This is a genomic window from Brevundimonas sp. (genome assembly GCF_965279155.1).
Classification (GTDB): Bacteria; Pseudomonadota; Alphaproteobacteria; order Caulobacterales; family Caulobacteraceae; genus Brevundimonas.
Map to the genome: position 1 here is coordinate 3,014,716 of NZ_OZ257138.1, position 16,504 is coordinate 3,031,219.

The 16,504-nt window shown below is 67.5% G+C and carries 19 protein-coding genes and 1 tRNA gene; 10 read left to right on the forward strand and 10 right to left on the reverse strand.

The features are described from left to right. Positions 1-2 precede the first annotated feature (2 nt). Positions 3-1,001: a cysteine synthase A gene (locus ACQY72_RS14545; protein ID WP_428154436.1), complete on the forward strand. Its 999-nt coding sequence runs from the start codon at positions 3-5 to the stop codon at positions 999-1,001. Between the two features lie 42 nt (positions 1,002-1,043). Here the strand turns inward: ACQY72_RS14545 and ACQY72_RS14550 are convergent, their stop codons facing one another. From ACQY72_RS14550 to flgF, 7 genes are all read right to left on the reverse strand, one after another. Beyond that, positions 1,044-2,825: a DUF885 domain-containing protein gene (locus ACQY72_RS14550; RefSeq protein WP_428154438.1), complete on the reverse strand. Its 1,782-nt coding sequence runs from the start codon at positions 2,823-2,825 to the stop codon at positions 1,044-1,046. A 49-nt stretch (positions 2,826-2,874) separates the two neighbouring features. Further along, positions 2,875-3,378, reverse strand: a complete 504-nt coding sequence (locus ACQY72_RS14555) for a hypothetical protein (protein WP_428154439.1) — start codon at positions 3,376-3,378, stop codon at positions 2,875-2,877. 7 nt (positions 3,379-3,385) lie between these two features. Beyond that, positions 3,386-3,814, reverse strand: coding sequence for a hypothetical protein (locus tag ACQY72_RS14560; protein ID WP_428154441.1), 429 nt, complete (start codon positions 3,812-3,814; stop codon positions 3,386-3,388). Positions 3,815-3,945: 131 nt separating this feature from the next. After that, positions 3,946-4,680: a flagellar basal body L-ring protein FlgH gene (gene flgH / locus ACQY72_RS14565; RefSeq protein ID WP_428154443.1), complete on the reverse strand. Its 735-nt coding sequence runs from the start codon at positions 4,678-4,680 to the stop codon at positions 3,946-3,948. Positions 4,681-4,692: 12 nt separating this feature from the next. Further along, complete coding sequence (locus tag ACQY72_RS14570) at positions 4,693-5,310, reverse strand: flagella basal body P-ring formation protein FlgA (RefSeq protein ID WP_428154444.1); 618 nt, start codon at positions 5,308-5,310, stop codon at positions 4,693-4,695. A 3-nt stretch (positions 5,311-5,313) separates the two neighbouring features. Continuing rightward, positions 5,314-6,102 (reverse strand): flagellar basal-body rod protein FlgG, encoded by a 789-nt coding sequence (gene flgG / locus ACQY72_RS14575; protein WP_428154446.1) that lies wholly within the window; start codon positions 6,100-6,102, stop codon positions 5,314-5,316. A 53-nt stretch (positions 6,103-6,155) separates the two neighbouring features. Then, complete coding sequence (gene flgF / locus ACQY72_RS14580) at positions 6,156-6,896, reverse strand: flagellar basal-body rod protein FlgF (protein WP_135195044.1); 741 nt, start codon at positions 6,894-6,896, stop codon at positions 6,156-6,158. A gap of 180 nt (positions 6,897-7,076) precedes the next feature. Here flgF and ACQY72_RS14585 point away from each other — a divergent pair, with 180 nt between their 5' ends. From ACQY72_RS14585 to ACQY72_RS14625, 9 genes are all read left to right on the forward strand, one after another. Then, a complete protein-coding gene (locus tag ACQY72_RS14585) occupies positions 7,077-7,754 on the forward strand; it encodes a flagellar basal body-associated FliL family protein (protein WP_428154448.1) in 678 nt (225 codons plus the stop codon). A 2-nt stretch (positions 7,755-7,756) separates the two neighbouring features. Further along, positions 7,757-8,800, forward strand: coding sequence for a flagellar motor switch protein FliM (fliM, locus tag ACQY72_RS14590; RefSeq protein ID WP_372693138.1), 1,044 nt, complete (start codon positions 7,757-7,759; stop codon positions 8,798-8,800). Beyond that, positions 8,800-9,378: a DUF6468 domain-containing protein gene (locus ACQY72_RS14595; protein WP_428154450.1), complete on the forward strand. Its 579-nt coding sequence runs from the start codon at positions 8,800-8,802 to the stop codon at positions 9,376-9,378. Before fliM ends, ACQY72_RS14595 begins: the two co-directional genes overlap by 1 nt. 17 nt (positions 9,379-9,395) lie before the next feature. Further along, positions 9,396-10,307 (forward strand): MotE family protein, encoded by a 912-nt coding sequence (locus ACQY72_RS14600; protein ID WP_428154451.1) that lies wholly within the window; start codon positions 9,396-9,398, stop codon positions 10,305-10,307. Between the two features lie 314 nt (positions 10,308-10,621). Continuing rightward, the gene (locus ACQY72_RS14605; protein WP_428154452.1) at positions 10,622-10,861 is read left to right on the forward strand and encodes a DUF3297 family protein; all 240 of its coding nucleotides are present in this window, start codon (positions 10,622-10,624) and stop codon (positions 10,859-10,861) included. A 43-nt stretch (positions 10,862-10,904) separates the two neighbouring features. Beyond that, complete coding sequence (locus ACQY72_RS14610; RefSeq protein ID WP_428154453.1) at positions 10,905-12,341, forward strand: M20/M25/M40 family metallo-hydrolase; 1,437 nt, start codon at positions 10,905-10,907, stop codon at positions 12,339-12,341. A gap of 47 nt (positions 12,342-12,388) precedes the next feature. Then, positions 12,389-12,475 (forward strand) — tRNA-Leu (locus ACQY72_RS14615). A gap of 61 nt (positions 12,476-12,536) precedes the next feature. Next, complete coding sequence (locus ACQY72_RS14620) at positions 12,537-13,577, forward strand: DNA adenine methylase (protein ID WP_428154454.1); 1,041 nt, start codon at positions 12,537-12,539, stop codon at positions 13,575-13,577. Positions 13,578-13,639: 62 nt separating this feature from the next. Beyond that, positions 13,640-13,957, forward strand: coding sequence for a hypothetical protein (locus ACQY72_RS14625; protein WP_428154455.1), 318 nt, complete (start codon positions 13,640-13,642; stop codon positions 13,955-13,957). A 7-nt stretch (positions 13,958-13,964) separates the two neighbouring features. On the opposite strand, the gene ACQY72_RS14630 is transcribed toward ACQY72_RS14625, so the two are convergent. From ACQY72_RS14630 to ACQY72_RS14640, 3 genes are all read right to left on the reverse strand, one after another. After that, positions 13,965-14,615: a ribonuclease HII gene (locus tag ACQY72_RS14630; RefSeq protein ID WP_428154457.1), complete on the reverse strand. Its 651-nt coding sequence runs from the start codon at positions 14,613-14,615 to the stop codon at positions 13,965-13,967. Next, positions 14,608-15,207 carry a DNA-3-methyladenine glycosylase I gene (locus ACQY72_RS14635; RefSeq protein ID WP_428154459.1) on the reverse strand — a complete coding sequence of 200 codons (600 nt, stop codon included), beginning with the start codon at positions 15,205-15,207 and terminating at the stop codon, positions 14,608-14,610. The genes ACQY72_RS14630 and ACQY72_RS14635 overlap by 8 nt, the downstream gene beginning before the upstream one ends. A gap of 531 nt (positions 15,208-15,738) precedes the next feature. Then, positions 15,739-16,497: a 3-oxoacyl-ACP reductase gene (locus tag ACQY72_RS14640; RefSeq protein ID WP_428154461.1), complete on the reverse strand. Its 759-nt coding sequence runs from the start codon at positions 16,495-16,497 to the stop codon at positions 15,739-15,741. Positions 16,498-16,504: the final 7 nt, after the last annotated feature.

Sequence of the window (16,504 nt, forward strand, 5' to 3'; positions counted from 1 at the left end):
ACGTGTCCGTCACACCGTCCGTCATCGACCTGATCGGCAATACGCCGCTGGTGCGCCTGAACCGTCTGTCCGACGCGACGGGCTGCGAAATCCTGGGCAAGGCCGAGTTCATGAACCCCGGCGGCTCCATCAAGGACCGCGCCGCCCTGTCCATCATCCAGGGCGCGCGGGCGTCCGGCGCGCTGAAGCTGGGCGGAACCATCGTCGAGGGCACGGCTGGCAACACCGGCATCGGCCTGGCTCTGGTCGGCGCGGCCCTGGGCCATCCGGTGGTCATCGTCATTCCGCGCACCCAGTCGGAAGAGAAGAAGTCGGCCATCCGGTCGCTGGGCGCGCGCCTGGTCGAGGTGGACGCCGCCCCTTTCTCCAGCCCCAACCATTTCGTCCACTATTCCGGGCGTCTGGCGTCTGAGCTGAACGACAGCGAAGAGGCGGGCGCGATCTGGGCCAACCAGTTCGACAACACCGCCAACCGCGAGGCCCACTACAACACCACAGGGCCTGAAATCTGGGCGCAGACGGGCGGTCATGTGGACGCCTTCGTCTCGGCTGTCGGCTCGGGCGGCACCATCGCGGGGGGCGGCGCCTATCTGCGCGAGAAGAACCCGGACGTGACGATCGCCCTGGCCGACCCGGCCGGCGCCGCCATGTTCAACTGGTTCAACAAAGGCGAGATGAAGGGCGAGGGCTCGTCCATCACCGAGGGGATCGGGGTGGCGCGGATCACGGGTAATCTGGAAGGGTTCCGGCCCGACCACGCCTACCGGATCGAGGATGCGGAGTTCCTGCCGATCCTGTTCGATCTGGTGAAATACGAAGGCCTGTCGTTGGGCGGGTCGGCCGGGGTCAATGTCGCGGGGGCCTTGCGATTGGCTAGGGAAATCGGGCCGGGCAAGACCATCGTGACCTGCCTGTGCGATCCGGGATCGCGCTATGCGTCCAAGCTGTTCAACCCGGAATTCCTGCGGTCGAGGGGGCTGCCGGAACCGGACTGGGCGTAACGCTCACCTCCCCGTCGGCCTTCGCGAACGGGGAGGTGAAAGTCATTTCTGCTCCGCGATCCACGCATCCATGCGCTGGTCCAGCAGCGCAAGCGGCAGCGGGCCTTCGACCAGCAGGGCATCGTGGAAGGTGCGCACATTGAACTTCGGCCCCAGTTCCCGCTCGGCCCGCGCCCGGATCTCGCGCAGGCGGATCTCGCCGATCTTGTAGGCCGTGGCCTGACCCGGCCAGCCGATATAGCGCTGAAGCTCGGTCTCGATGTTGTGCGGCGCCAGGGCCGAGTTGTCGCGAAAACAGGCGCGGGCCTGTTCCTCGGTCCAGCCCATCCAGTGCAGGCCGGTGTCGGCGACCAGGCGGCAGGCGCGCCACATTTCGTAGGAAAGTCGGCCGAACCGTTCGTAGGGCGTGCGGTAGAAGCCCATCTCCTCGCCCAGATATTCGGCGTAAAGCCCCCAGCCCTCGGTATAGGCGCTGACATTGGCCTGACGCCGGAAATAGGGTTGGCCGGGCGCCTCCTGCTGCAGGGCGATCTGGAGGTGGTGGCCGGGCACGGCCTCGTGCAGGGTCAGGGCCGGCAGTTCGTACAGCGGGCGCTGGTCCAGCTTGGACGTGTTGACGATGTAATGTGCGGCGACGCCGTTCTGCATCGAACCGCCGTTGTAGCGGCCGGTGGTGTAGTTTTCCTCGATCTGTGGCGGCACGGGCTGCACATCATAAGTCAGGCGCGGCAGGGTGGCGAACAGGGGCGGCAGGCCGCCGTCGGCGCGCTTGGCCATCTCCGACGCCTGTTGCAGCAGGGCCTCGCGGCTGGTCGCATAGAACTGCGCATCCGTGCGCAGGAAGTTCAGGAAGCCGGCGAAGTCGCCGGTCCAGCCCGACGCCTTCATCTCCACCTCCATGCGGGCGCGAATGCGGGCGACCTCGTCCAGCCCGATCTGGTGAATCTGGTCCGGCGTCAGGTCGGTGGTGGTGTGGCCGCGCACAAGATAGGCGTAAAGTTCCTTGCCGCCTGGGCGATTGCCGATGCCCGGCTCTACCGGCGCCTTGGGCAGATAGTCGGTCTCCAGGAAGGCCAGCCAGGCCTGGCGAGCAGGCAATATCGCCTCCGAAACCGCCGCTGTTGCAGCTGCGGTCAGACGATCCTTCTCGGCTTGCGGGACGGTCGAGGGCAGGGTGGTCAGGGGTTTCAGCAGCGGCTCGGCGTCGGGCTTGATCGCCACATCGTTGCGCGCCAGCGTCAGGGCGCTCTCTGTCACGGACCGGGCCTGAATCAGGCCGGTGTCCAGGCCGCGCCGGGCGTTGGTCGTCGTCTGGGCGTAGATGGTCCCGAAGCCCCGGATGCGTTTGATATAGGCCTCGGCCTCCGCCACCGAGTTCAGGCGGGTGCTGCCGCCGACATACAGAGCCCAGGTTCCGGGGCCGCCCTCGCTGTCGAAGGCCAGGCGGCTGGTGTCGTAGTCCAGCCCCTCCAGGCTGCGGTTCAGGGTGTAGAGCAGGAAGGCGTGGTTGATGCCGCCGGCATGGGAAAGACTTGCCGGGTCGATGGCGTTCAGCCGTCGCACGAAGCCTTCCAGCGGCGCGCGCTGGGCCAGTTCGAATTCGCGCGACAGGTCGGGCACCCGACCCATCGCCTCCACATCACCCTCGCCGCTGGCCGAGAAGGGATCGACGGACTTCAGATAGGTCTCATAGTCGGCGATGACGGCATTCAGCGCGGTGTCGGCCGGTGTCGCTGCGACCGCGGCGGGCGGGGTCTGCGCAACGACGACCAGCGGCGACGCGCTCGCGAGCAAGGCCGCGATGGCCAAATGGGAAAACTTCATCACGCCCCTCCTGTTAGGGGGCGCACGCAAGCCGAGCGTGACCGATGCGTCAACCGCAGACGGTGAAGAACTGCTCGATTCCCGCCTTGGCGGCCGGATGGGCGGCGTAGATGTGGCGTTCGTCGTCCGACCATGAGGCGATCCAGCCCAGGCGGCGGAAACGCTGGAAGACCGGATCCTTGGTCGTGGCTCGGGCGGTCAGAAGTTCGCCATCATGTACGCCCGCCGGTTCGGACGAGGCGCGATAGCGTTCGGTGTCGCCGCCCGATTCGAGATGGATTTCGCGGCCGGGCTTTTCGCTGGCCGCCGTCAGCTCCAACGCGCCGGAGCCGGCCTGGCAGAGCAGATGCAGCTTGACCTCGTCGCTGTTGGCCACGCCGTAAGCCAGGATCGCCTCCTGCCCGTCGCGGTTCAGGAACCAGTCGTATCCGGGCATGGGGGCAGGGGCCGAAGCCGCCGTCTCCAGATTCGCGACCGGGGCTGGCGCGTTGGTGGCGCAGGCCGCCAGGGCGGACAGGGCGGTCAGGGGCAGAATCAGGCGAGACAGACGCATGGGCTTCCTATCCGGCGCAACGGTCGGCGAAGCGACGAAGCTTGGCCAGGTGGGGGCGTTCGACGGTGATGGTGTCGGCGTCGACGCCGACCGTGATCGTCATGCGGCCGTCCGCGACGAAAGCCGAAAATGCGGGGTGATCGACCGGGATCGCGGTCTCCAGCTTGCCGCCGCGCCCGACACGGGCCTCGCTGGTGGCGGTGACGCCGCCGGCGGTGATGCGGGCGAAACCGGCCGTCGCGTCGTCGCCATAGACCGCGACCGAGACGGCGCCCGAACCCGGCTGGCACTGAAGGGTCGCGCGCAGATTGGCGGTGTCGGGCACCTCGTTGGCCAGGACCAGGGGGCCGTCGCCTTCGTACAGGCTCCAGGTCCAGCCGGCGGTCGGCGCGGCCTGGATGGCGACCGCCATCACGGCGGAAAGAATAAGCATCATGTGTCAGCCCCCGCCGACAACGCGCATCGTCGCGTCGTCCCCAATGTCGTCAGACCCGGCCATAACCGCAATAGACCAGACCGACGCATCAAGGCTGAACGCGGTTATCCGTCAACAGTTCACGGCGGCGATCAGAACGGGCTGAACCGCTCGACCAGAGCCTGACCCACCGGCGGGGCCTGAACGCGGCTGACGTCGCCGCGACCGCCGTAAGAGATGCGGGCCTCGGCGATCTGGGTGTGATTGATGGCGTTGGCGGACGAAATGTCCTCGGGCCGCACGATGCCGGCGACGGTCAGTTCGCGGACCTCGCGGTTGGTGCGCACTTCCTGCCGGCCCTGGATCACCAGATTGCCGTTGGCCAGGACATCCGTGACGACGGCGGCGATGGTCAGCGACACTTTTTCGGCGCGGTTGACGGTTCCAGAGCCCGCCGATTTCAGATCGCCCTCCATGCCGACCATGGCGGAAGGATCGAAACCGCCGGGGAAGGCGCGACCCAGGCTGCTTTCCAGGCCGAACAGGTTGGAGACGCCGCTGGTGATGTTGTTGGAGCGTGACCTCTGGGTCGAGTTCTGGGTCTGGGCGCGGTCGTCGATGTCGATCTTGACCGTCAGGATGTCGCCGATGTGGCGCGCGCGCTGGTCGCCGAAGAAGGTGCGGGCGCCGGTGCGCCACAGGCTGTTGGCGCTGGCGGGCGCGGTCTCGCGCGCCGGCAGATAGGCCTGCTGCGCCGGAATCAGGGCGGCGGGATAGCCGATGGGGGCCAGTTCGGGACCGCGCACGGTCTCGGCGACGGTCGAGCAGGCGGCCAGCGGGGCCATGATCGAGGTGAGGGCGGCGAGGCTCAGGATGGCTTTACGCATGACGAGGATTCCCTAGCGGGCGGCGAACTGTTGGGGATTGGCGCGGGCGGCGTCGCCGGCGGGGCCGGCGATGGCCTGGCCGGGACCGGAGGCGACCGCGTCGATGACGCGGTTGGAGGTGGTGTTCATGATGGCGACGGGTTCGCCCAGGCCGGCGCTGCGCATGGCCTTGCCCATGACGGCCAGGTTCACGCCGCCGACCTGATAGGTGACGCGCACCATATCGTTGCGGGCGATGACCTGCGGTGCGGCGCCGGAGCGGTAGGCGGCGCGTGCGACCGGCTGGACGGCGGACTGCGCCACAGGCTGAAACGTCACGTCCGACGCTGTCTGGACCGGACCCGTTGCGCGACGCACGGCGACGCGACGCAGACCGTTGGGATTGCTCCAGTCGAGGCCGGCCTGGCGGGCCAGGGCCTGAAGCTGGCCGGCTTCCAGCACGACCGAGGGTCCGACGCGCTCGGCGACGGCGACATTGGCCGCGGCGCCCGCGCCTTCGAACAGATCGCCCAGGGTGACCCGGCCGTCGTCATCGACGGGATTGGCGCGCAGGACGACGGGGCCGGCGAATGCAGCGCTGGACATGGCGCCGACGGTGGCGGCGAGCAGGAGAGAGCGGATCAGGGTCATGGCTCAGCCCTTCACTTGCGAGGCGACCGACAGCATCTGGTCGGCGGTGCTGATGACCTTTGAGTTCATCTCGTAGGCCCGCTGGGCCACGATCAGGGCGCTGATCTCCGACACGGCGTCCACGTTCGAAGACTCCGTATAGGCCTGCATGACCTGGCCGAAGCCGATGTCGCCGGGCGTGCCGACGATGGCCGGGCCCGAGGCGGCGGTTTCCAGCAGCAGGTTGTCGCCGATGGCTTCCAGGCCGGCTTCGTTGAAGAAGTTGGCCAGTTCGATCTGGCCGACCGTGGTCGGGGCCGTCTGGCCGTCCTGCGTCACCTGCACCAGGCCGGTCTTGGAGATCGACAGTTTGGTGGTGTCCTGCGGGATGGTGATGGCCGGTTCCAGCAGATAGCCGTCGTCGGTGACGATCTGGCCTTCCGGGCTGACCTGCAGGTTGCCGGCGCGAGTATAGCCCATCTCGCCCGAGGGCAGGGTGATCTGGAAATAGCCCTTGCCGTCGATGGCCATGTCGTAGGGGTTGCCGGTCGCCTGGGGCGTGCCCTGTTCGGTGACCCGGTAGACCGCGCCGGCCTTGACGCCCGCGCCGATCTGGATGCCCGTCGGAACCACGGTGCCGGCGGACGAGGACTGGGCCCCCATGCGTTCGACGTTCTGATAGAGCAGATCCTGGAACTCGGCGCGCTGCTTCTTGAAGCCCACCGTGTTCATGTTGGCGATGTTGTTGGAGATGACCTCCACGTTCAGCTGCTGGGCGGCCATGCCCGAGGCGGCGGTGCGAAGTGCGCGCATTGTTTTTCTCCCTATCGCTCGACGCTCGGCGTCTCGCTACTTGAGGGGCTCCCTTAAGCGGCCTTGCCGAGGCGCTCGACGGCGCGACGGCTAAGGTCATTGGTGTTTTCGATCATGCGCGAAATGCTCTCATAGGCGCGGCTGATCTCGACGAGATTGGTGATTTCGATCAACGAGTTGACGTTGGACGATTCCAGCGAGCCCTGGTGGACCTGGGCGTCGGCCGCCTCGATCGGCTGGGTGTTGGAGTTGTTGCGGTACAGGCTGTCGCCACCCTTTTCGAGCACGCCCAGCGCCTCGAAACGCACGACCGACAGACGGCCGGTGACCTGGCCTTCCTGGGTGATGGTGCCGTCGGCGCCGACGCTGGGCGCGCCAAGGTTGGGGTCCAGGACGATCTCGGCCCCGCCGCCCAGGACAGCCTGGCCCTGTTTGGTGGTCAGGCGGCCTTCCGGGTCCATCGTGAAGGCGCCGTCGCGGGTGTAGGCCTCGCCGTTCGCGCCATCGCGCACGGTGAAGAAGGCGCCTTCGCCGGCGATGGCGAAGTCCAGGGCGCGGCCGGTCTGCTGCATCGATCCCTGGCCGAAATCGCGTCCCACGCCGTTGTCCAGCACGAAGCTGGCCGAGGGGCGGATGGAGTCGTTGCGGGCGCGCTGGCCGATCTCGGTCCCCAGCATCAACTGCTCGACCTTGAAGCCGGTCGTGTTGGCGTTGGCGACGTTGTTGGCCACGATGTCCAGTTCGCGGCGCAGCGTCATCTGGCGTGACAGTCCAATATAGGCGGCGTTTTCCACGAGAGGCGTGCTCCTTCGCTCTCGTCCCTCGCAACAGCCGTGCCAACAGGGTTAATCCAGGCGGAATGCGGGTTTGAGCGCCATCGACCCCCAGATGACCCGGCAAATCCTGCCCATTGTAAACGTCGCGTTAACCAAACCCGACGATCCTCGTCATGAGAGAGTCTCCGGGGCGCGCGCATGTTCAAGTTTGGCAAGAAGAAGGGTGATCCCGCTGCGGACGCCAATCTGCCTGCCGTGAAGGAGGGCGAGGCCGCTGTCGAAGGCGACGACGCCGCCGCACCCAAGAAAAAGAAGCTGCCGCTGCTGTTCATCATCGCGCCTGTCGCGCTTCTGGTGCTGGGCGGGGGCGGTGCCGCCGCCTTCTTCATGCTGAAGCCCAAGCCCGCAGAGGCGCACGGCGCCGAGGCTGAAGCGGGGCACGGCGAAGAGAAGGCGGACGCGAAGGCCGAGCACGGCAAGGAAGAGAAGAAGGAAGCCGGCGGTCACGGCGGCGGCGCCGAGGGCGGCGAGGCGGACCCGTCGCTGGGCGTCATCGCGCCGGGGCCTGACGGCGTCACCTTCTACACCCTGCCGGACATGGTGATGAACATTCAGTCGCCCGACGGTCGTCCGACCTTCCTGAAGCTGAAGCTGACGCTGGAAATGCAGGACGCCGAGGTGGCGACCCATCTGCAGGAAGAGATGCCGCGCCTGCAGGACATGTTCACCGGCTTCGTGCGCGAGCTGCGCCCCGAGGACCTGAGCGGTTCGGCCGGCACCTATCAGCTGCGGGCCGAGATCCTGCGCCGCGTCAATCTGATCGCCGCGCCGGGCAAGATCGACGCCGTGCTGATCGAAGAAATGCTGGTGCAATAGGCATGACCGACGCAGCCCAGCTCGACCCGTTCGGCGGTCTAGGCGATCCCGGCGACGCCCTGTCCGAACGCGTCCTGAACCAGGACGAGATCGACAGCCTGCTGGGCTTCGACCTGGGCGACGACGACGGCTCGGAACGCTCGGGCATCCGGGCCATCATCAACTCCGCGCTCGTCAGCTACGAGCGGCTGCCGATGCTGGAGATCGTGTTCGACCGCCTGGTGCGGTTGATGACGACCAGCCTTCGCAACTTCACCTCCGACAACGTCGAAGTCAGCCTGGACAACATCTCGTCGATCCGGTTCGGCGACTATCTGAACTCGATCCCGCTACCGGCCATCCTGGCGGTGTTTCGCGCCGAGGAGCTGGACAATTACGGGCTGCTGACGGTCGATTCCAACCTGATCTATTCGATCGTGGATGTGTTGCTGGGCGGTCGCCGCGGCACGGCGGCGCTTCGGATCGAGGGTCGGCCCTACACCACCATCGAACGCGTGTTGGTGCAGCGGATGGTCGAGGTGGTGCTGAACGATGCCCGCCAGGCGTTCGAGCCCCTGACGCCCGTCCACTTCAACCTAGACCGGCTGGAGACCAATCCGCGCTTCGCCGCCATCGCGCGCCCGGCCAACGCCGCCATCCTGATCAAGCTGCGGATCGACATGGAGGATCGCGGCGGCCGGATCGAACTGCTGCTGCCCTATGCGACGCTGGAGCCGATCCGCAAGATGCTGCTGCAGCAGTTCATGGGCGAGAAGTTCGGCCGCGACAACATCTGGGAAGGCCACTTGGCCACCGAGATATGGACGACCGAGACCGAGGTCCGCGCCGTGCTGGACGAGCAGCAGATGCCGCTCTCGACCGTGCTGAATCTCAAGGTCGGCGACACGCTGATGCTGAATGCGACGCCGGATTCCGAGGTCTCGATCCGCGCCGGTTCCATACCGCTGACCACCGGCCGCATGGGCCGCAAGGGTCAGCACATCGCCATACGCGTCGAAGGGCCGGTCAATCCCGAAGCCGCCGCCCGCCTGGGAGTGAATGTCTGATGGCCGGAATGATCATGGACGCGGTGCTGATGCTGCTGCTGGTCGCAGCGGTCGGCTACGGCATCAAGCTGGAACGCAAGCTGGCCGCCCTGCGCGCCGGACAACTGGCCTTCGCCCAGGCGGTGAGCGAGCTGAACAACGCCGCCGGTCGCGCCGAGAATGCCCTGGCGACCCTGCGCGCCTCTGGCCAGGAGACGGACCTGCTGCACGACCGCATCATCAAGGCGCGTGAGGTGAAGGCCCAGCTCGAAACCCTGATCGCCCGCGCCCCTGCCGTCGCGCCCGTTCGCATCGTCGAGGACGAGCCGGCCCGCCGCGCGCCCGTCGCCGTCGCCGCCCCGGTCGCGACCGAAGACGAGGAACGCGCCGAGCGCATGGCGGCTCTGGCCGAGCGTATCCAGGGTCTGGCCAGCCCCTCGACCAGCCGTCGCGCCGCAGCGAGCGCCGCCCCGGCCGGTCGCGACAATGTCGCCGCCATCGTCCATGCCCTGACGGCCGGACGCTCCGCTAACCATTCCGCCAAACAAAGCCTCAACGCCGCGCGTCGTAATCTCGACGACGACCTGTTCGCCGCCTGAGTTCGGAACCCCATTTCATGGCCCGTCTACCCCGCCTTCTGCCCCTGATCGCCATCGCCATCGGCGGGGTGGTCGCCGTGCGCGCCATCGGCGTGGCGCCCGGCCTGTTCGACGGCGCCAAGGCCTGGGCCGAGGAGGCGGCGCCGGCTGCAGCCGGCGCGCCGATCAAGCCTGTCCTGCCGGGGACCTGTTCCGCCCTGTCGCCCGAACAACTGGCCCAGCAGGCCGGAATTTCGCCCGCCGAACTGAAGATCATCCAGTCATTGTCGCAACGTCGCGCCGCGCTGGACGCTCGCGATCAGGACTTCGCCACCACCCTGCCGCTGATGGTCGCCGCCGAACAGAAGCTGGAGGCCAAGATCCAGGCGCTGGCGGCGCTTAAGGCCGAGATGAAGCAGATGCTCGGTCAGGTGGACGAGCGCGAAAAGGCCGAGATCGACCGCCTGGTCCAGGTCTATTCCGCCATGCGACCCAAGGAGGCCGCCCCCGTCATGGCGACGCTGGAAGACCGGGTGCGTCTGCCGGTCGCCGCCGCCATGCGCCCGCGCACCCTGGCCGCCATCATGGCCCAGATGACGGCGCCCCAGGCCAAGGAACTGACCGAGAAGCTGGCCGCCCGCTTCCAGGCCCAGCAGATGGCCGCCCGCGCCGCCGCCGCCGAAGCCGCGACGCCGCCGCCGGCTGCGACGCCCGCCGCCGCAACCCCTGCGTCCGCGCCGGTTGCGCAGCCAACCGCCGCGACCGCGACGCCTGCGGCCCGTCCGACGCCCCGGCCAGCGGCCTCTCGTCCTGCCGCCACGCCCGCCCGTCGCCCTGCTGCGACGCCGGCACGTCGTCCGGCGACGCCCGCCGCTACGCCGCCTGCCGGTCCCCAGGCCTATCAGCCGTCGGCCGCCCCCAACGCCCAGCCGCGCCAAACTGTGCAGTAACGATATTTGTGGTCCCTGATCGGACGTTTCGTCTCGACGGGATGATCAGTTCGACCAATGATCTTCGAACGCTCCGTCAGAGAGCGACCACATCGAGGATGACGCCATGGTCGGAGAACTGCTTTACGTCGCGCATCGCCTGCGCCGCGCCATCATCCTGGCCGTTCCCACGGCGGGAACCGTGATGATCGCCGCCGTGGTCCAGCACTATCATCTGCTGCCATAAGCACGCCGCCGCCCGGTTTCGGATTGGCATGAGGCGCGCGCGCGTCTATCACCGCGCCTTGCCGAAAATCTGAGCTCGCTCGAAGACCATGTCCGACACGCCTCCCGATCGCCTCTCGGTCGATCCGTCCAGCCCCCATCACGACGCCGAAATGCTGCAACGTGGCGTCGGCATCCGCTTCAAGGGCGAGGAAAAGACCAATGTCGAGGAATACTGCGTCTCCGAGGGCTGGGTGCGTCTGGCGCTGGGCAATCGTGTCGATCGCAAGGGCAAGGCCCTGACCGTCAAACTGCAGGGCCCGGTCGAACCCTATTTCCAGAACGACTGAACCTACCTAGGTTCCGGCTCTTGCCTGAGTTCGGAGCCTGCCCATGTCCATCCACCTGCTGACCGCCAGCGCCGTTGCGCTGGGTCTCGTCGCCTTCGCCCCTGTCGCGAACGCCCAGGACGCCGCGACGGTGGATCAGGCCATCGTGGTGCGCGACGCCGCGATGCGCTCCAACATCGCCATGGACTATGTCACCCAGCTGACGACGCGGTTCGGGGCGCGCCCGGCCGGCTCGCGCGCGGAGCAGCAGGCCGCCGCCTGGGCCGCCGACTATCTGCGCGCCAACGGCTTCCAGAACGTGCGCATCGAAGAGTTCCCGCTGGTCGGATGGGAGCGGGGCGAAAGCTCGGCCGCCATCGTCGGCGACAACGCCCAGGCCCTGGTCGCCGCCGCCTTGGGCCATTCGCCCGCCACGCCACGCAATGGCGTCGAGGCCGAGATCGTCCGGTTCTCCACCTTCGAGGATTTGCAGGCCGCGCCTGACGCCGCCGTGCGGGGCAAGATCGTCTATGTCGATCTGGGCCAGATGCACCCCATGCAGGACGGCTCCGGCTATGGTCCCCAGACCCGCGTGCGCGGCGCCGGCCCCGGCGTGGCAGCGGCCAAGGGCGCATCGGCCTTCGTCATGCGGTCGGTGGGTTCGGACGAGGACCGTATGCCCCACACCGGCACGACCCGCTATGTGGACGGCAAGCCGACCATCCCCGCCTTCGCCTTGGCCGCACCCGACGCCGATCAGGTCAGCCGCCTGGTCGCCCTGGGTCAGCCGGTGCGGATGCACCTGACCTCGACCGCCCGCACCTATCGGACCACCAGCCAGAACGTGATAGGCGACCTGCCTGGAGCGACACGCCCGGACGAGGTCATCGTCCTGGGCTCGCACATGGACAGCTGGGACCTGGGCACCGGCGCCATCGACGACGGGGCAGGGGGCGCCATCACCGTCGCGGCGGCCAAGGCCATCGCCGACAGCGGCCGCCGCCCGGCCCGCACCCTGCGCGTGATCTTCTACGGTTCGGAGGAGGTGTCCCAGCCGACGCCCCAGACCGGCAACGGCGGCGGCGTCTATGCGCGGGGCCAAGGCGCGGCCCTGGACAAGCATATCATCGCTGGCGAAAGCGATTTCGGCGCCGACCGCGTCTATGCCCTGCGCCTGCCCGCCGGCGCGCAAGGTTCGGACTTCCAGAAGGCCGCCACGCGTGTCCTCTATCCCATCGGCGTTTTGGCCTCGAACGAGGTCGAGACCGATGGCGGCGTCGATGTCGGCCCGATGGGACCGCTGGGCGTGCCCTTCTTCGGTCTGGCCCAGGACGGCACGCGCTATTTCGACCTGCACCACACCGCCAACGACACGCTGGACAAGATCGACCCGGCGCAACTGAACCAGAACGTCGCCGCCTGGGCTGGCCTGTTGTGGCTGATCGCCGATTCCGACGTGGATTTCCGTGCGATGAAGCCGGCGGCTCCCGCCGCGCGCTAAGCCCGCTTGGCCCCGACGAACGGGCTGGCTATACAGCCGGTCCGGTCGCGGGCGTGGCGAAACTGGTAGACGCAGCAGACTTAAAATCTGCCGGACGAAAGTCCTTGCCGGTTCAAGCCCGGCCGCCCGCACCAACTGGACCTCTCCCTGTCGGGCGCGAAGCGGCTATGGTGAGCGGATGAGTCGGGCCGCGTCATGATCAAATACATCGGCTCCAAGCGCGCCCTGCTGGGCCATGTGACGGGCGCCGTCGCCGGCGTCCTGCCCCAGGGCGGGCGGGTGTGCGACCTGTTCTCGGGTACGGCGCGGGTCGGTCATGCCTTGAAGAAGCAGGGCTTCCAGGTCTGGTCGAACGACTACAACGCCTATGCCCACGCCCTGGCGACCGCCTATGTCCAGGCGGATCGGGAGCGGTGGATCGACAGGGTCGAGACCGTGCTGGCCGAGTTGCGGACGGTGAAGCCCGAGGCCGGATGGTTCACCCAAGCCTTTTGCCAGGACGCCCGTTATTTCCACCCCGACAACGGCGCGCGCATCGACGCCATGCGCGACCGGATCGAGGCCATGGGGCTGGAGCCCGAGTTGAAGGCCATCGTCCTGGTCAGTCTGATGGAGGCGGCGGATCGGGTGGATTCCACGGCCGGGGTTCAGATGGCCTATATGAAGCAATGGGCGCCCAGGGCGCTGAAGACGCTGGAGCTGCGGACGCCGGACATGGTCGCGGCGGTGGACGGCGGGCCGTGCAGGGCGACGCAGGGCGACGCGATCGAGATCGCCGAACAGGTCGAGGCGGACCTGGTCTATCTGGACCCGCCCTATAACCAGCATTCCTATCTGGCCAACTACCACTGCTGGGAGAGCCTGGTGCTGTGGGACCGGCCCGAGACCTATGGGATCGCCAACAAGCGGGTGGACGTCAGGACGCGCAAGAGCGCCTTCAACAGCCGACCCGGCATCGGCCCGGCGCTGAGGACCGTGATCGAGCGGGTCAAGGCCCCGAACCTGATCGTCAGCTTCAACGACGAGGGGTATCTGAGCCGGGCCGAACTGGTCGAGATGCTGTCGGCGCGAGGCCATGTCCAGGTGCTGTCGATGGCCCATCCGCGTTACGTCGGCGCCCGGATCGGCATCCATAATCCCAAGGGCGAGAAGGTCGGTCAGGTCGGGCGGCTGAAGAACGTCGAACACCTGTTTGTGGTCACGGATCGGCCGATCGAACTGCCTGTGGCCGCATAAGCGCAGCGAAAACAACAGTCGCAAGTTGCGGAACGCGAATCGCGGCGTGTCGTTGTCGATGTATGCAACCGCGCCCGCACACCTATCCGACCACCGATCGCACAGACGATTACCGCGTCCGACCCGCTGCGGAACCGCGTTCGTGGGCTCCGCGCGTCGCCGAGGGCGGCTGGGGCCGGGATGCGCCGGCGGCCGGTGCACGGCCGACCTTCACTCACAACGCCGCCCGCTATAGCCGACCGAACGAGGCGACGCAGTCGGTCGAGCATGTCGATCTTGAACCCGAGTTGAGCCCGCCGCCGCGCTGGATGATGGCGCTGGCCGGAGCCGCCGTGGCGGCCCTGATGGGCGCGCTGCTGGGCGGCTTCATGCACATCTGAGGCGTCTTCAAGCGTCTTGAAGCAGGGCCTTGATCGGCGACCAGCTGCGCCGATGGGCGGGGCAGGGCCCTAATGTTTTCAATGCGTTCTGGTGGATGGGCGCGTTATAGCCCTTGTGGCTGGCGAAGCCGTAGCCGGGGTATTGGGCGTCCAGATCGATCATCAGACGGTCCCGCGCCGTCTTGGCCAGGATCGACGCCGCTGCGATGGATAGCGACAGGCCGTCGCCGCCGACCACGGTCTGGATCTCGCACGGCAGTTTGAAGCGATAGTTGCCGTCAACCAGGGCGGCGACAGGCTGGACCTGCAGCGCCTCGATGGCGCGACACATGGCCAAGCCGGTGGCGTGCAGAATGTTCAGTTCCTCGATCTCCTCCACCGAGGCGAAGCCGACGCCCCAGGCGATGGCGCGGGCCTTGATCTCGGGTTCCAGAGCGGCGCGGCGCTTTTCCGTCAGGGCCTTGGAATCGTCGATACCGAAGGGCAGGTCGTCGGGGTTCAGGATGACCGCTCCGGCCGACACCGGGCCGGCCCACGGTCCGCGCCCCGCCTCGTCCACGCCGCACACCAGGCCGCCGACGCGCTGAATCAGTGCGACCTCCAGCGACAGCGTCGGGGCGGTGCGGGCGGTCTTCACGCGGACAGGGGCTTTAGCCATGCGCGGCCATCGCACGAACCTGGGCGTGACGGAAGCAGGTCGTCTGGTGATCGTTGACCATGCCCACGGCCTGCATGAAGGCGTATACGATCACGGGGCCGCAGAAGTTGAAGCCGCGTTTCTTAAGCGCCTTGGCCATGGCGACGGACTGTTCGGTCTGGGTCGGGGCCTGGCGGAAGTCGGCGTAGGTCGTCTGGATCGGTTCGCCGTCGACGAAGGACCAGAGCCAGGCGGAGAAGTCTTCGTTGTTATCGCGCATCTCCAGCCAGATCTGGGCGCCCCGGATGGCGGCGTTGATCTTGGCGCGCGAGCGGATGATGCGGGGATCGTTCAACAGACGTTGGATGTCGTCCTCGCCATAGCGGGCGACGATTTCGGGGTCGAAGCCGTCGAAGGCGTCGCGGATGCCTTCGCGTTTACGCAGGATGGTGATCCAGGCGAGCCCGGCCTGGAAACCGTCGAGGACCAGCTTCTCCCACAGGGCGCGCGGGTCGCGTTCCGGCACACCCCATTCGGTGTCGTGATAGGCGATGTAGAGCGGGTCGGTGGTCCCGCACCAGCCGCAGCGGCCTTCTGCGTGTGAGTCGGTCATGGCCGGAGGTTGCCAGTCTGTTCTGGTGAGGGGAAGGGCGGGTTTTCAGACTCGGCGGCGGAAAAACACCGTCTGAATAGTCTCAATTGTCTGAAATCGGTGGTGGGGCGGAATTGCACTGCACCTGCGAAAACAGTGCAAAGTGCAAGAAAGTGCAATTTGGCTGGGCGAAGTTGGACTGCGAAAAAAACAGTCCAACGAGTCCAACGAGTCCAAGTTTTCGTCTCCTCCGGCCCTAAACCCGCGCATTGTAAGGGCGGTTGGAGGAGGGGTAAGTCGATTGACGCTGGTGGTCTTCAACTCGCGGAAATGTGGGCGGAAGTTTCGCTGCGATAGGATGGGTGGCGCGATTTCGTTGTTTCCGCCCCTCTCCCATGGGGAGAGGGCTTGAGCGCACGGCGGCGATAGCCGGCGTTCTGGCGCGAAAGGGTGAGGGGGTAGGTTGTGCGACGCGATCCACACCGTAACCCCTCATCCGGCCCTCCGGGCCACCTTCTCCCAATGGGAGAAGGAAGCGCGTGGGGATGGGCCTCAGTCCCGCACCAATCCGCCGTCCACCACCAGGTTCTGACCGGTCACCGCACGGCTCCACGGCGAGGCGAAGAAGAGGACGGCGTCGGCAAATTCTTCGGGGGTGGTCACCGACCGCAGCGGCGTCATGCCGGCGATGAGGTCGAAGACGGCTTCGGGTGTGGCGGCGCTGGCGTCAGTGGTGCGGAGCAGGCCGCCCGAGACCATGTTGACGGTGATGCCGTCGGGGCCCAGGTCGCCGGCGGCGGTGCGGGTCAGGCTGAGCAGGGCGGCCTTGGCGGCGGTGTAGTCGTGATAGGGCACGACCGGGTTCTGGAACAGGTTGGTGCCGATGTTGACGACGCGGCCGAACCGGGCCGCCGCCATGCCGGGGGCGGTCGCCTGGATGACGTTCAGGGCGCCGCGCACGACGGTCGAGAATTGGGCCGCCAGTTCGTCCCAGCCGATATCGGTCATCTGCGACCGGGCGTCGCCGTTGAAGCTGTAGTCCAGGGCGTTGTTGACCACGGTGGTGACGGGCGCGCCGAAATGGCCTTGCGCGGCGGCGACCATGGCGTCGACGGCGGCGCGGTCGGTCACGTCGGCCTGGAGGGCGACGGCGCGGTCGCCGATCTCGGCGGCCAGGGCGGTCGCGGCGCCCTCGCTGGCGCGCCAGTTGATGATCACGCGGGCGCCTTCGTTGGCGAAGGCGCGAACGGCGGCCGCGCCGACGCCGCGTGCGCCGCCGGTGACGAGGACGATCTGGTCGGCGATCTTCATGGCGGGG